The 13,510-nt window shown below is 54.6% G+C and carries 13 protein-coding genes; 3 read left to right on the top strand and 10 right to left on the bottom strand.

Annotation, left to right across the window (positions count from 1 at the left end; all coding sequences use genetic code 11):
* Positions 1–24: 24 nt before the first annotated feature.
* Positions 25–1,161, bottom strand: coding sequence for a HetZ-related protein 2 (locus NC979_RS18815; RefSeq protein ID WP_190516433.1), 1,137 nt, complete (start codon positions 1,159–1,161; stop codon positions 25–27).
* A 431-nt stretch (positions 1,162–1,592) separates the two neighbouring features.
* Here NC979_RS18815 and NC979_RS18810 point away from each other — a divergent pair, with 431 nt between their 5' ends.
* Complete coding sequence (locus tag NC979_RS18810) at positions 1,593–2,261, top strand: sugar transferase (RefSeq protein WP_190516431.1); 669 nt, start codon at positions 1,593–1,595, stop codon at positions 2,259–2,261.
* Positions 2,262–2,276: 15 nt separating this feature from the next.
* Here the strand turns inward: NC979_RS18810 and proB are convergent, their stop codons facing one another.
* The 6 genes from proB to NC979_RS18780 all read right to left on the bottom strand — a co-directional run bounded on the left by proB (position 2,277) and on the right by NC979_RS18780 (position 7,843).
* Positions 2,277–3,431 carry a glutamate 5-kinase gene (proB, locus tag NC979_RS18805; protein WP_190516429.1) on the bottom strand — a complete coding sequence of 385 codons (1,155 nt, stop codon included), beginning with the start codon at positions 3,429–3,431 and terminating at the stop codon, positions 2,277–2,279.
* 337 nt (positions 3,432–3,768) lie between these two features.
* On the bottom strand, positions 3,769–4,278 hold the full coding sequence (locus NC979_RS18800) for a YqeG family HAD IIIA-type phosphatase (protein WP_190516427.1): 510 nt from the start codon (positions 4,276–4,278) through the stop codon (positions 3,769–3,771).
* Positions 4,279–4,412: 134 nt separating this feature from the next.
* Positions 4,413–5,474, bottom strand: a complete 1,062-nt coding sequence (gene mltG, locus NC979_RS18795; protein ID WP_190516425.1) for an endolytic transglycosylase MltG — start codon at positions 5,472–5,474, stop codon at positions 4,413–4,415.
* Between the two features lie 35 nt (positions 5,475–5,509).
* Positions 5,510–6,073: a DUF3727 domain-containing protein gene (locus NC979_RS18790; RefSeq protein WP_190516423.1), complete on the bottom strand. Its 564-nt coding sequence runs from the start codon at positions 6,071–6,073 to the stop codon at positions 5,510–5,512.
* Between the two features lie 103 nt (positions 6,074–6,176).
* A complete protein-coding gene (ruvX, locus tag NC979_RS18785) occupies positions 6,177–6,602 on the bottom strand; it encodes a Holliday junction resolvase RuvX (protein WP_190516418.1) in 426 nt (141 codons plus the stop codon).
* Between the two features lie 14 nt (positions 6,603–6,616).
* Entirely contained in the window at positions 6,617–7,843 is a 1,227-nt protein-coding gene (locus tag NC979_RS18780) for a GNAT family N-acetyltransferase (RefSeq protein ID WP_242023912.1), read from the bottom strand.
* Positions 7,844–8,125: 282 nt separating this feature from the next.
* Here NC979_RS18780 and cruF point away from each other — a divergent pair, with 282 nt between their 5' ends.
* Both cruF and cruG read left to right on the top strand, forming a co-directional pair.
* Complete coding sequence (cruF, locus tag NC979_RS18775) at positions 8,126–9,046, top strand: gamma-carotene 1'-hydroxylase CruF (RefSeq protein ID WP_242023911.1); 921 nt, start codon at positions 8,126–8,128, stop codon at positions 9,044–9,046.
* A 153-nt stretch (positions 9,047–9,199) separates the two neighbouring features.
* Positions 9,200–10,417 carry a 2'-O-glycosyltransferase CruG gene (gene cruG, locus NC979_RS18770; RefSeq protein ID WP_242023910.1) on the top strand — a complete coding sequence of 406 codons (1,218 nt, stop codon included), beginning with the start codon at positions 9,200–9,202 and terminating at the stop codon, positions 10,415–10,417.
* On the opposite strand, the gene NC979_RS18765 is transcribed toward cruG, so the two are convergent.
* The 3 genes from NC979_RS18765 to murI form a co-directional block, all read right to left on the bottom strand.
* Positions 10,414–10,884 (bottom strand): CYTH domain-containing protein, encoded by a 471-nt coding sequence (locus tag NC979_RS18765; protein WP_190516416.1) that lies wholly within the window; start codon positions 10,882–10,884, stop codon positions 10,414–10,416. The two genes, cruG and NC979_RS18765, sit on opposite strands and share 4 nt — an antisense overlap.
* A gap of 89 nt (positions 10,885–10,973) precedes the next feature.
* Positions 10,974–11,945: a solanesyl diphosphate synthase gene (sds, locus tag NC979_RS18760; RefSeq protein WP_190516413.1), complete on the bottom strand. Its 972-nt coding sequence runs from the start codon at positions 11,943–11,945 to the stop codon at positions 10,974–10,976.
* A gap of 719 nt (positions 11,946–12,664) precedes the next feature.
* On the bottom strand, positions 12,665–13,510 hold the full coding sequence (gene murI / locus NC979_RS18755) for a glutamate racemase (RefSeq protein WP_190516411.1): 846 nt from the start codon (positions 13,508–13,510) through the stop codon (positions 12,665–12,667).

The following is a 13,510-nucleotide window of genomic DNA, read 5'->3' as shown; positions in this document are numbered from 1 at the left end:
TCATCACAGCTATGGGAAAAACCGCTATCCCTCTGTCTGGGTGCGCAACTCCTGGGCACGTAGGTAAAGCTGCACCCACTGAGCCTGAATTTGTCGACTCTTGAGCCCTAAACGACGGGCTAACTCATCGGGGGGATACTCTGCCTTATAGGCTGTCAAAATCGCCTGTTCTTCTGGGGAGAGATCTTGCCAGAAGCCATCCCATTCAGCCGGGGTGAGACCAAAGTTATGCTCCTGCAGCGAGGTTTTGAGCCAGCCGAGCACCATAGCAGGCTGCTCTCGCAGGGCAAAAATTCGAATCGCGTGGTAGCTAATCTTTTCGCGCAGCCGATAGACTTGCTGCACAGGCATACCGAGCGCCTGGGCAATCTGCTCTTGGGAAAGACCATTGAGGTGCAGCTCGAGCCATCGAGCCGCCGTGTCATCTAGGTTGCGGCTGAGGTAATTAACAAAGGAGTTTTTGACCTGCTGGCGCATACTCTGCTGCTCCAACTCGGTTTGCTCGTCCTGGTACTGGTTCCAGGCTTCTACATCGAGCAGGCTGAGCGAGTCTTCACTATCGTTGGGAGCAATTTCGTCAGAAACCAGGCGAATTAGTTCTCCAGTGGGCACCTGGGTCATGCCGCCCTTTTGACTGCGGCGCAGATAGTTGACGAAGCGATAGATGATGAGGGGCTGGTTGCGAATGGGGCGCAGGCAGTATTCCTCAATGCTGGCCAACATCAGCAGGTTGCGCAGGCGTGAGTTTTGGGTGCAGGTTGAGATCCACTTGAGCTGCTGGGCGAGGTGGCGATCGCTGCGCATCATCTCCTGAATCACTTCCTGGATCACATCGACGACGGTGCGGCGGCGATCGCGGCTGAGCGAGATCCAGGTTTTAATCTTGTTGCGAATTAAGAACAGACTGCTGAGCCGCTTGATCAGCCGCTGATAGCCTTGCTCTGGACTCACATCCCAATAGCGCTGCTGCAGAATGCGGTAACGATACTCAATCGCCTGACGAGCGATCTTGAGATCAGCATCAGCCAGGGTAGCTAATCGCTCTGGCGATTCTCCTAACAGCCAGCTGACAACGCTTTGGCAAACCGACTGGGGCTGATTGGGAAAGTCCTCCCGCAAACGAGACAACCAAACCTCGGCTATAGTGTCTGCCGCGACCATGCAATCAAATCCTTTCCGGGTGTGCCCAAGCTGGCTGTAGGCTTTATCTTAGTATCTGATCTCTTCAGACTCACGCTCTAAAGCGTGTTTTTTAGCCTGCACAGACTGCGGTAGCTAGCACTGAGTCAAAAGCTTTACACAAAATTTATGTCTATTGTCGCTCTAGTAAGATTTTGCGAAGGGTGTTCTCTACAGCCAGATTTGCCCTTCCTAGGCTGATAGTGTGCACATGAACCCATATGTACTTATACGGTAATCACTCTGTTACAAAGGTCACACAGATTACCGCTTAGCTCCAGTACAATTTCGGTTAAAGCAGTATTTACGTAAAAAAAAGCACAAACTCACTTGTTTTTTAAGCGTATCTACGGATAAATTGGTATAAATTTTTCAAGCATCTCAGCACACGCGTTCCGTCAACAGGGTCTACCATGTTATCCCTTCAGACAGATAGCTCTGGAAGTGCTCCTCCAGAGATTTCTATATCTATTGCTCATCCGTCGGCCCGATGCCTAATCAAGCGCTCTATAGATATTTTGGGCGCTCTGGTAGGATTGGCCATACTGATTTTGGTAGCGCTGCCAGTTGCCCTGGCCATTAGGTTAGATAGCCCTGGCCCTATTTTCTATGCCCAAACTCGCTACGGTCTCAAGGGTAAGCCTTTCACCATCTGGAAATTTCGCTCCATGGTGCAAAATGCTGATGCCCTTAAGAGAACAGTATCAAATCAGGCCCAGGGGCTTATCTTTAAGAACGAAAACGATCCCCGCATCACCCGAGTTGGCCGTGTTTTGCGAAAGACGAGCCTAGACGAATTTCCACAGTTTTGGAATGTACTTAAAGGCGACATGAGCCTGGTTGGCACTCGCCCCCCCACCGGAGATGAGGTCTCTCGCTACAGCCCTCACCATTGGCGGCGACTCGATGTTAAGCCTGGCATCACAGGACAGTGGCAAATCAGCGGCCGCTCAGCGATCAAAGACTTTGAGGAAATTGTGCACCTAGATTTGCAGTACCAGGCTATCTGGTCGCCCTGGTACGATCTTCAAGTCATTCTCAAAACGGTCACAGTACTGCTCGATCGCAAAGGTGCCTTTTAGGGTCAGTAGTCGTTACTAGTCCTGCAGATCACTGCCCTCGTCGGCCTCAGTATCTGTAGCAATGACTAAATTATCGCGATGGATTACCGTATCTGCTCCGGCGTAACCTAGAATGGCGGGAATATCTTCTGACCGGCGACCCAGAATCTGGCTGAGATCTCGGGCGCTGTAGTTGATAATGCCTCTGGCGATATCTTCGCCGCTGGCAGCACAGATCAAGACAGCATCCTGGGCTTCAAAGTCTCCCTCTAAACGAGTAATACCGGCGGCCAAGAGCGACTTTCCCCCCTGCAGAATGGCTAGAGTTGCACCCTGGTCTAAGTAAAGGCGGCCCGAGGGAGCAAGGCCAGCAGCAATCCAGCGCTTGCGGGCACGGCTAGGTCGGGGCGATGGGGCAAATTGCGTGCCTACTGCTTCTCCAGCGATCGCCTTGATCACATTCTGGGGCTGACGACCATCAGTAATGACGGTGCGCACCCCCGCCGTAGTAGCGATTTGAGCAGCTTCTAGCTTAGTTAGCATACCGCCCGTACCCCAGGCCGATCCCTGTCCGCCCGCTACCGCTTTAAGCGCCTGAATGTCCGCCAACCGATCGATAGCGATAATCGGTTGAGCCTCGGGGTTAGAGCGGGGATCAGCAGAATACAGGCGATCGACATCGGTTAGTAGAAACAGCCACTGAGCACCAATCAAGCTGGCGACCAGGGCCGAGAGGGTGTCATTGTCGCCGAACTTGAGTTCTTCCACAGCAACAGTGTCGTTCTCGTTGACGATGGGGATCACGCCCATCTGCAACAGCTGACGAAAGGTGCGGTAGCTGTTGACATAGCGCGATCGCTGGGCCAGGTCGCTGCGAGTTAGCAGTACCTGGGCAATGGGCTGGTTTAGGGCCGAAAACAGGTCGTCATAGATGCGCATGAGGCGTCCTTGCCCCACCGCCGCTACAGCCTGCTTCATCGCCAAAGTTTTGGGACGCTCAGCTAGGTTGAGGCGGCGGCAGCCAATGCCTACAGCCCCTGAGGAGACCAAAACAACCTGATGTCCTTGCTGACGCAGAGTGCAGAGGGTTTCGACCAGTGCAGCCAGGGTGGAGAGGGCAAACTGACCGGTGCTAGTGCCAGTCAGGCTGGAAGTACCGATTTTGACCACTAAGGTTTGAACTGAACTCACGGGCGGGCAGCATCAGTAGAGATAGCCCTGGCAGTATAACAACCGACCTAGACGTGGAGCACAGTCGCGTTGGTTAAAGAGCGGTCTAAGTAGACAGTGGAGTTCCATAAAAACTTTGGGTGCCAACCCGAAAGTCGACACCCAAAAATGGCTTATTAAATTTAAGAGCCTATATAAACTGGCCCCTGTTTATGTATTACTACTATCGCAGCGGTCCTAAGGTTTCAACTTAACTCTAATGTTTTCTTTATATTTAGCCCTACGAAGTTCTCGCATGAAAGATTGCGCTGTGTAAACTTTTCCTGGCCGTGTTAAGCCAATATTCGAGCCGCTAATCTTAAAACGTAACTCCAAAATATTGGGAGATCATCACCTCAAGCGTCCGTAGGGGTGAAGTGCGCGCTACCTGGTTAAGCCCCGGCATAGGATTGACCAAAATGGTAAATAGACCCACTCGGTTGCCAGCTAACACATCGGTAAATAAGCGATCGCCTACCATCGCCACCTGATCTACCGGAAGATCCATAGCTGCCAAGGCCAGCTTTAGCTTGCGTCCTGAGGGCTTGCCGGCACTGGTCAGGTAAGGCACATCAAACAACGAGGCAATCCGACTGATGCGGTGAGCATTAACGTTATTGCTCACGAGCCACACCGTCGCGATCGCCTTCATCTGATGCATCCAGTGGGCTAGGTCAGGGTTAGTTTCAGCCTGACGCAGAGGCACTAGGGTATCGTCCACATCCAGAATTAGCCCCTTCAAGTTGTGCTGAGCCAGCAGCTCAGGGGAAATCGCCAAGACGTTGCCGTCCAGCACTAGATCGGGTTGCAGCAGGCGAGAAAACGACATAAAAAAACCATAGCCCCAAACGTAGCATAGTCTAGATCGACGGCCTAAAGCTGCTTAAAGGGACAGCAGCAACCTATCCACAGCGGTTGAACCACGACGATCGCACGGAGGACTCTAGCGCAAACAAATTGGGCTTAGTTGTCAATAGTGGCGCGAATCGCATCGCGGGCGGCTTCGTGCTCTGCTAACGTGCGGCTAAACACGTGGGTTCCGTCGTAGCGAGCCACAAAGAATAGATAATCGGTAGCCTCGGGAGCTAGGGCCGCTTCTAAACTGGCTTTACCCGCGCTAGCGATCGGAGTCGGGGGTAACCCTGGGTTGATGTAGGTGTTGTAGGGCGACGGGGTGCCCACCTGAGTCCATGTGAGGGGCTGCTCCGGTGTCTGCACAATGCCCAACCCGTATTCAACCGTAGGATCGGCCCCTAGAGGCATGTTCTGCTTGAGCCGGTTGGTAAAAACTCCGGCAATGGTGCCGCGCTCATCGGCAATTACGGCTTCTTTCTCGACGATGCTGGCTAGGGTAGCCCACTGCAACAGCGTTAGGTCGGTCGTTGCCTGTTGGTACACTGGTAGCGCTACCGTCTCAAAACGGCTCAGCATTGCATTGACCACCGCCTCCGGCGTAACCCCCTCAGCCGGAAGCTGATAGGTATCGGGGAATAAAAAGCCTTCCACGTGGGGAATACCATCCGGCAGCCAAGGGTACGCATCCTTTGACACTTGCTCAGTGGCCGATAGAAAGGCATCGGCAGAGAAAAACCCCTCTTCCTGAAAATAAGCTGCCATTTGGCGACGGTTCCAACCCTCAGGCACCGTGAACGAGGTTTGCACCACCTGACCACTGCGAATCACGTCGGCGATCGCAGTCATCGAATCAGCTGGGTTCAAGGCATAGGTGCCCGCCTGAAACCCACCCTCGGCATTTTGCCAGGTTTGCCAGCGCGACCACAGCTTCCAAGCCAGGGCAGACCGAATCAGACCAGCCGCTTCTAGATCCTGGCCAATTTGCTGGCCTGGAGTGCCCGGCGGAATTTGAATTTGCACCGTTTGAGGCGCAGTTTCGGCAGGAGTTTCGCTGACCGGTTGATTGGCCCAGCTCCACCAGGCCCAGCCCTGCCAGGCCGCTACCCCCGTAGCCAGAGGCACCAACAGTCCCAAAAAACTCAACCGAACCCAGCGTGAACCTTTAGCCATGATTGCACTATCGATAATCGCCGTTACGGACGTCCCTACTCTAATAGATCAAACAGTTTTTCCTCTAGCCCGCCGCGAATGGTTTGAAATTCTTCCGGGGTCACCACTTCTAGAGAACCATCGCTAGTGCGGTGAGCAAAAATCAGCAGCGGGTCGAGGGGAGTGCACAGAGTATATTCTTCGTCATCGTAGAAGCAGGTTGCCAAAATCTGAAATTCCTCAGTGACGGGGTTACCGGCGTCATCGAGGTCGTCTAGCTCTAGGGTAAGGCAGTTATCTTCCTCAGCCTCGGGAATTTCTCCCGAGGCCGTCAGAGTAATAGCGGTACGTTGGAGGGTCAAATTTTGTTCAGCTAGCACGGCCTTAGCGGTAAGAAAGACTTGATCGATCTCCTCTTCTTCCACATCCATTAAGACATCGTCGTCATTGTCGTCTTGCTGCCAAACAAAAATTTCGATGGGGGCATCAATAGGCAGCAAAAGTAGGTATTCGCGATCGTTGAGCTGAAAGCTCTGCTCTACCTGACAGGGCAAAAACCGCCCGGCGTCATCGGTGAGCACTACGGCTGACTCGTCAATGGGTTGTGTGTTATCCGCCATGGAGGCTACTCTTCTCTCGGTAACCGGGCACAGTGGGTCAACACCGCAGCCCAGTATGAACACTGAACGGTGTTATCAGAATATCCCATTCGGTTACGTCTGATTACGATGAGCGCCGTTCATCTAGCCAGCGCTGCAGGATAATGGCCGCCGCTTTACGGTCAATTAGGGCTTTCTCTTGGGCTACCGAATGACCCGCGGCACGCATCAAATGTTCAGCCTCCACAGAACTCAACCGCTCATCGACATAGACCACGGGCAGCGCTAGGGCCTGACTGAGGCCCTCGGCCACCTTGCGCACTTGACGAGCCTGAAAGCCCTCTTCTCCATCCATAGTTAGGGGCAACCCCACCACCAACACCTGGGCATGTCGAGCTGTGACGAAGTACTGCAAATCGGCCACTAAGTCTTGAAATGATCGCCGCTGTAGCGTCGTCAGCCCGGTGGCAATCAGGCCAGTGCCATCGCAACCCGCTACCCCAATCCGCCGCCGACCAATGTCTAACCCTAGGGCTGAAACCAGCGCCATAGCCTTACATGACCTCAGCGATCGCCTTCTGAAGGCGCATCAACATCGGCATCTGGTTTTTGTCCTAGCACAGCCTGCCAACGCTCTGCTGACCAGGTCATGCGTCCAGGCACCGGCTTGCCCGCAGGCTGTAGCCCCGTCAAAACATCCGATAGCTGTAGCCCCTCTAGGGAAAGGTGGCGAGCTTCACGCACTTTGTGCCACACCGATCGCGACATCAGCAGCGCGTGGGACTCAGGAGTTGCTTGAATTTGAGTAAAGCACTCCTCTCGCTCGGGTTGATAATCGAGGGAGGTTAGCCGTAGAGACTGAGCCGGGAAGGGCTGCAAAATTTTAGCCATCTGCGTCATCAGCTCGGGGTAGAGCCAGGTGTAAGCCGGGTGCACTGTTAACCCTGCTTCGTGGGGCTGCTGTCCATCGCGGGAAATAGCTAGCTTAAACTGGCCGATCGCCGCTTTGCGCTGCTGCTCAAACACATAGGCGCTGACGGTTTCTACCTGGTTGACTAGGCGATCAGCAGTAGCGGTAACGCTGCCCAACAGCCCGGTCTTAAAATCTTGGATTTGGTGATCAAACACCTGACGGACCAGCGGTGGCATGGAAGCTGTGTCTAGCTGATATAAAAGCTGAGAATCAGCGTTGCTGATTGGCAGCAGGTTTGGCAAATCAGGCTCACGCTGGGCCAAGGCTTCGATCTGCTCGGCCGCCATTTCCCAATAGGTCATCTGAGCTAAAGGCTGAAACCCGTTGAAGCGATAGAGCGCCAGGGCCGAGGTGTGGTTGACATCCACTTCGAGCATCCATGTTCTGGCTTCCCAAAGTACCTCAAAGCAGTGGCGAAGCAGTCTTGAACCAACATCCATGTAGCCCGAGGCCGCCACATACCCGGATGTCGCCGTGTCAGCCAAAGCGCGACGGTTGATGACTACCTGCTCGACTCGCCAAGTGCTGCGAGTTTGATTGAACGGCGACACGTGAATGAACCCCACCAAACTTTTTTGGCGTTCAGCCACGAAGGTGGTCTGACTCTGCCGCTGCACAGAGCGGGGCAGCCAGCTTAAAACTTTAAGGGGACCATACCAGCGGCGTTGATGATCTAGCCATGTCACAATGGCCTCGGCAGCGTCAAGGTCACCGCCAGCTTCCAGATCCTCTGGCTGCCACTGCTTTAGGTCGTCTAAATCGCGATATTGCAGCGGCCTTACTGTTAGGGTATGGCCAGGGGACGTCATAAGTGCCATGGGATCTCAGAGATCTGACCTGCATGCCGTCATCCTAGCCGATTTTCCGGATTTCCACACCGCCCCTTGGCGAGGCGAGAGCCGTGTCGGCTAGCTTCTAGCCAGGTATAACTTCTTTTGTACAGAATAAGGATTCAGCGTTGGAGAGCCTGCAAAACTCACCATTTACAAAACTTATGATTTAAGCGACGATTGCATCTATGGCTGTTGCTCAGCCCTCATTTATGAAGAACAGTTAGAGGTCGAGCTACACAGCCCGACCAGCGGTATCTAGGAATTACCATGAGAAATCTTTTAGCCATCGAACGGTTTTGCCTATACGGTCACGTTGTCTCCATGGCCTTTGGCCTGGCCGGGCTGCTGTGGGTGGTGCCTCACCCTGGCATCGTGGAATACTTACCAGCAGGGCCCACCCTCTTCCAGTGGAGCATGGCCGGGGGCGGCGTTGGCTACATTTTGCTGGGAACCGTGGCAGTGGCTCTATATGCCTATCGCACCCTAGGACTGGGTAGCTTGATTACGTTTGCGATCGCAGCAGTCGGCGTTTCGCTCACGAGTGAGCTGCTGGGCACCAGCACGGGTTTTCCCTTCGGCAACTACAGCTATCTCAACGGGTTGGGCTATAAAGTAGCCGGTCTCGTGCCTTTTACCATTCCGCTGTCGTGGTTTTATCTGGGACTGGCGTCGTTTTTGCTGGCTCGCAGCGGTTTGGCCGCCGGGGGCGGTGCCGGCCGCTACAACTGGGCGCGATCGCTAGCCGCCGTATTTCTAGGGTCTATACTCCTCACCTCTTGGGATTTTGTGCTCGATCCGGCCATGAGCCAGACCGCTTTACCCTTCTGGTACTGGCACGAGCCAGGTGCGTTTTTTGGTATGCCTTACCAGAACTTTGTGGGCTGGCTTGGCACCGGGGTCGTGTTTATGGGTGTAGCCCTAGGCCTGTGGAAAACCTTCAAATTTTCCCCTGAGTTAGACCAGGGGCAGCTCACTCTCCCCCTAGTCGTATACCTGGCTAACTTCGGATTTGCCCTGGTAATGAGCCTGGCGGCTGGCTTCTATGTCCCTATCGCTTTGGGGATTTTGACCGGAGCCCTGCCTGCGGTGCTCTGTTGGCGTGCTACCGCCCAAGAAGATCTGTCAGGTGTATTAGTTGAACCTACCCAAGTCATTGAGGCACCGGTAGCTGCGACTAAGGGTTCTTAAATAACCACAGCTCTCGTTTTTGCCCAATCTCGGGATTAACTTCTAGGCCTCGGATGGTAGATACTATCCGAGGCTAACTATTCTGAAGCTGAGCTTGTGAGTCTAGACTCACTAGGTTCAGTAGTTTTGACGTCTGTTTTTGGAGGTAATCCCTTGCCCACTACTGCGGCCGCCCTATTTCTCTGGCCAAGTTTTGTAGCGGTCGTGCTGCTGTTGGTGCAGTTGCCGATGGTAGCAATACTGCTATCGCGGTTGATGCAAGGTCCCTTTCGCAGACCACCTCTAGCCCCAGCGCCCCCTGACCTCGATCTGCTAGGCACGGTTTCGGTGGTGGTGCCCACGCTCAACGAAGCGGATCGGATACGTCCCTGCCTAGAGGGTCTGATCCGTCAGGGCTACGAAGTGCGGGAAATTTTAGTCGTCGACAGCCGATCAACCGACGACACCCAGTCAGTGGTCAGGGCTTACCAGGCCCACGACCCACGGTTGCGGCTGCTAGAGGATGACCCTTTGCCCCAGGGTTGGGTTGGGCGTCCCTGGGCCTTGGACTACGGCTTTCGCCAAACATCAGCCGCTAGCACCTGGGTACTGGGAATTGACGCCGATACCCAGCCTCAGCCGGGCCTAGTGGCAGCTTTAGCTAAAGCGATGAACAGCGAGGGCTATGACCTAGTGTCCCTCGCGCCCCGGTTCATTCTGAAGCACCCTGGAGAATTCTGGCTGCAGCCTGCTTTGCTGATGACGCTGGTGTATCGATTTGGCCCGGCGGGCAGCCCCAGTGGCTCGTCTCAGCGGGTCATGGCTAACGGCCAGTGCTTTATGGTGCGGCGATCGCTGCTCGAAAAACTCAATGGCTACCAGTCCGCCTCTACCTCTTTTTGCGACGATGTGACCTTGGCTCGCCACGCTGCCGCCCAGGGTGCCAAAGTGGGCTTTTGGGATGGCACTCGCCTGCTGAAAGTGCGCATGTACGAAGGCATGGCCGAAACCTGGCGCGAGTGGGGCCGCTCTCTCGACCTCAAGGATGCAGCTCCAGCCGCTCAGGTCTGGTGGGATTGGACATTTCTTGCCCTGGTGCAGGGGTTGCCCTGGGTGCTCGTACCGGGGCTGTGGATACTTCAGCAATTTGCACCCGCATCGTGGTCTTTGGCGCTACAGATCTTGCTCGTCGTGAACATGGTCTTGATCTTCATGCGCTTGGGTATGCAGGCGGCGGTAGCGACGGCTTACGATTTCAAAGGAGCGCCAGGAGCCTGGGCATTCTGGCTGTCACCTCTGGCTGACCTGGCAGCGGTGGCGCGCATTGGTCTCTCTTCCCTGCGGCGACCTACCCAGTGGCGGGGGCGGCAGTATCCCGTTAACGAGCCCTAGTCATTCCAGCTCTTAAAGGGATGACGGGCTAGGTTGGAGTTTTGGTAGCGCGGGTCGTAGCTCACCTCTGCCCCTATCCAGGCGGGCAGGTCGATGGCTTGATCAGGACTGGTCAGCTCGACCTCCGCCATAATCAGTCCCTGGTTTTCGCCCAAGAATTCGTCTATTTCCCACACCACATCCCCTAGAGAAAGGCGATAGCGCGTTTTTTCAATGAGGGGCGGCTGACAGAGGATTGCCAGTATGGTCTGGGCATCGTCAACGGGAATGGAATACTCAAACTCAGGGCGCACTAAACCTACAGTAGGGCCTTTGAGGGTGAGATAGGCGCGATCGCCCACTTGTCGCACCCGCACAGTACGCGCATCCTGGGTAGGAATGTAGCCCTGGCACATCAATTCGCCCTGGGTGCCCTGACGCCAACTGTCGCCCACCACCAAAAATTTGCGCTCGATTTCCTGACCCATCGGCTTACTCTAGAAGCTACCTTTGCAGCGTAACCTAACCCCTGGCCCAAGAGATTCGGTTAAAGCTCTGGATCAAGCGCTCCAATGCCTTAGGAAATACGCCGCAGTACATAGCTAGTCAGGTCTTGGAGAGCCTGGCGAGCAGCGGAAGGGGGCAAATGCTCTAGGCAAGATGCCGCTAGGCGGGCGTGAGTAGCAGCAAGTTCACGCGATCGCGCAATACCGCTGCTCTGATGCACTAGGTTAATGGCCTGGTCAAAATCATCCGCCTCAGAAAACTCCCGCTCAATTAGAGTCGTGAGGAAGGGATGCTCAGCCATGGCATAGAGCACAGGAGCCGTTAAGTTGCCGCTCTTGAGATCAGAGCAGGCGGGCTTACCCAACACCTCATCAGAGCTAGTAAAGTCGAGAATATCGTCAACCACCTGAAAGGCCAGGCCCAAATGCCGGCCATAGTCGTAGAGCTGCTCGATCACGGTTTCCGACATGTCGCTCAGCACCCCTGCCGCCTTAGCGCTGTTGGCCATCAGCGATGCTGTTTTGAAATAGCTCTTGTCTAAGTAAGCATCAATGGAGAGGCTAGTATCAAAGCGGTTCAGACCCTGCTGAATCTCACCCTCGGCCAGATTCATGATCACTTGGGAGAGGAGCTTGACCACTCGCAGGTTGTCGAGGTTAGCCAAGTACCATGAGGCTTGGGCAAACAAAAAATCCCCTGCCAGCACCGCAATGCGGTTGCCAAAGCTGCTGTGCACGGTGGGTACTCCACGCCGCACGCTGGCTTCGTCGACCACATCGTCGTGCACCAGGCTAGCCGTGTGGATCATCTCGGTAATCTCGGCCAGGCGGCGGTGCTTGGGGGTGATCTCTTGCCCCGGCAGGGTGGCCTTGGATAACAGCAGCACAATGGCTGGGCGCACCCGCTTGCCCCCAGCACCAAACAGGTGCTCGGCCGCCGCCGACAGAATAGGATGTTGTGCCCCAACCAACCCCTTTAGATTTTGGGTCATCAGGTCGAGGTCGGACTCAACCGGCGCGAAAAGAGAAGTTACTGAAGTCATAGACCCCGGCAAGAGCGCTAAAGTTACGAATTTTTACATATTCTATCGTCATTCTAAGGCAACCCCGAGAGGAGTATTGGTAAAAGCTCGGCCTTTTTTGCCGCCTGTCAGTCTACGGTCGTAGCGTAGTCAGCCATTGACCATAGGCTTGAACCCGTTGTTAAGCCTGCGTTTCGCCCTCCCAAACCGGCACCGCAGCACTGGACTATACAGCGCAAACCGAGTTCCAAAAATAGCTAAAACTTAAGCGACTGTACACCTCATATTTCTCACCCGAGGGCAAAATACCGTGGTAGGATTAACTTAAGAATTTCTAAAGGAAACGCAACAAAGTCGGCAAGTCTTTTGTTTGGATTTTGTCTCGTTTCCTCAATTAAGTCGATCGCGGTGCTAAGTGGAGTTTCCACTGGCTTCTTGAGCGCTCGGTCGTGTTTTTACTAGTGTCTACGGGCGGGTTGTCGCCCGAGATTGTTGGCGAGCAATGTTCTTTCTGTAGAGAGGGAGCTGGTTTTTTCAGCACCTTGCTGCTCTCGACCGTACCTAAGCTCGTCACGCATTTACGGTCTTCTCCCACCTGCTGCTGCCGACCATGACTTACTCTGCTTCTTTAATCGTTATTCCGCTGCTAGCGATCGCCTACCTACTCCTAATCTACGGCATGCTTGTGCTAGCCCAGCGACTGAGTACCCGGCGCCGCTCCCAGGGATAGTCTTGGGGGTTTAGCCCTGGGGATTGGCCACCAGCTCAGGCAGATGAACCTGGCGCACAGTGGGTTGGTGACCTAACCACTGCACTGCCAAGCGCTTAAACTCAGGAGCCGAGCCACTCACATAAAACTCTGTCGACCAGGCAGGGATACTACTGCGGAGCCCCAAGGCGTCGAGTTCTTTGGCAGCGGCGGCCACCATAGAAATCGCTGGATCAACGTACTGGGTTGTGGCTGGCAAGATCGGCTTCAAGACTGGAGCCAGGTGAGGGTAGTGGGTACATCCATACACCAAAGTATCGATGTTGGCGGCAATTAGCGGTTGTAAATAAGTAGCGGCAGTGCGCTGGGCCTGAGGTGATTGAATCTGGTTCTGCTCGACAATAGGCACAAAGTTAGGACAGCCCACCTCCCATACTTGGCAGGTTGGGTTGATCTCTTGAATGGCATGGGTGTAGGCGCTGCTGGTGACAGTAGCTTGGGTAGCAATAACGCCAATGCGACGACCCTGCAAAGCTGCCGCTTGAGCCCCTGGCCGGATCAGCCCCAGCACTGGAAAAGGAAACTCCCCCTGTACCGGGTCGAGGGCTAGAGCTGAGCTGGTGTTACAAGCCATAATCACCATCTTGACCCCCCGGTCAGCCATCCAGGTCAAGATTTGGCGCACAAAGTAGAGAATTTCTTCGGGCGACCGCGAGCCATAGGGGAGTCGTGCCGTGTCGCCAAAGTACAGTACCGACTCGTTGGGTAACTGGCGATAGATTTCTCGCAGCACGGTAAGGCCACCCACACCGCTGTCGAAGATGCCAATAGGAGCCGGTCGCGTAGCCAATAGGCGATGGTCTAACCCGTTGTTCAT

Source organism: Leptolyngbya subtilissima AS-A7 (assembly GCF_039962255.1).
GTDB lineage: Bacteria > Cyanobacteriota > Cyanobacteriia > Phormidesmidales > Phormidesmidaceae > Nodosilinea.
Note: the sequence above shows the minus strand (reverse complement) of the source record. Positions and strands in the feature narration are given on the sequence as shown.

Excerpts from the sequence above, each read along its gene's own strand:
- NC979_RS18815 (WP_190516433.1), bottom strand. The coding sequence starts at position 1,161 with ATGGTCGCGGCAGACACTATAGCCGAGGTTTGGTTGTCTCGTTTGCGG.
- NC979_RS18810 (WP_190516431.1), top strand. The coding sequence starts at position 1,593 with ATGTTATCCCTTCAGACAGATAGCTCTGGAAGTGCTCCTCCAGAGATT.
- NC979_RS18800 (WP_190516427.1), bottom strand. The coding sequence starts at position 4,278 with ATGTCGTTTTCTCGCCTGCTGCAACCCGATCTAGTGCTGGACGGCAAC.
- mltG (WP_190516425.1), bottom strand. The coding sequence starts at position 5,474 with ATGGCTAAAGGTTCACGCTGGGTTCGGTTGAGTTTTTTGGGACTGTTG.
- NC979_RS18790 (WP_190516423.1), bottom strand. The coding sequence starts at position 6,073 with ATGGCGGATAACACACAACCCATTGACGAGTCAGCCGTAGTGCTCACC.
- ruvX (WP_190516418.1), bottom strand. The coding sequence starts at position 6,602 with ATGGCGCTGGTTTCAGCCCTAGGGTTAGACATTGGTCGGCGGCGGATT.
- NC979_RS18780 (WP_242023912.1), bottom strand. The coding sequence starts at position 7,843 with ATGGCACTTATGACGTCCCCTGGCCATACCCTAACAGTAAGGCCGCTG.
- cruF (WP_242023911.1), top strand. The coding sequence starts at position 8,126 with ATGAGAAATCTTTTAGCCATCGAACGGTTTTGCCTATACGGTCACGTT.
- NC979_RS18765 (WP_190516416.1), bottom strand. The coding sequence starts at position 10,884 with ATGGGTCAGGAAATCGAGCGCAAATTTTTGGTGGTGGGCGACAGTTGG.
- sds (WP_190516413.1), bottom strand. The coding sequence starts at position 11,945 with ATGACTTCAGTAACTTCTCTTTTCGCGCCGGTTGAGTCCGACCTCGAC.
- murI (WP_190516411.1), bottom strand. The coding sequence starts at position 13,510 with ATGAACAACGGGTTAGACCATCGCCTATTGGCTACGCGACCGGCTCCT.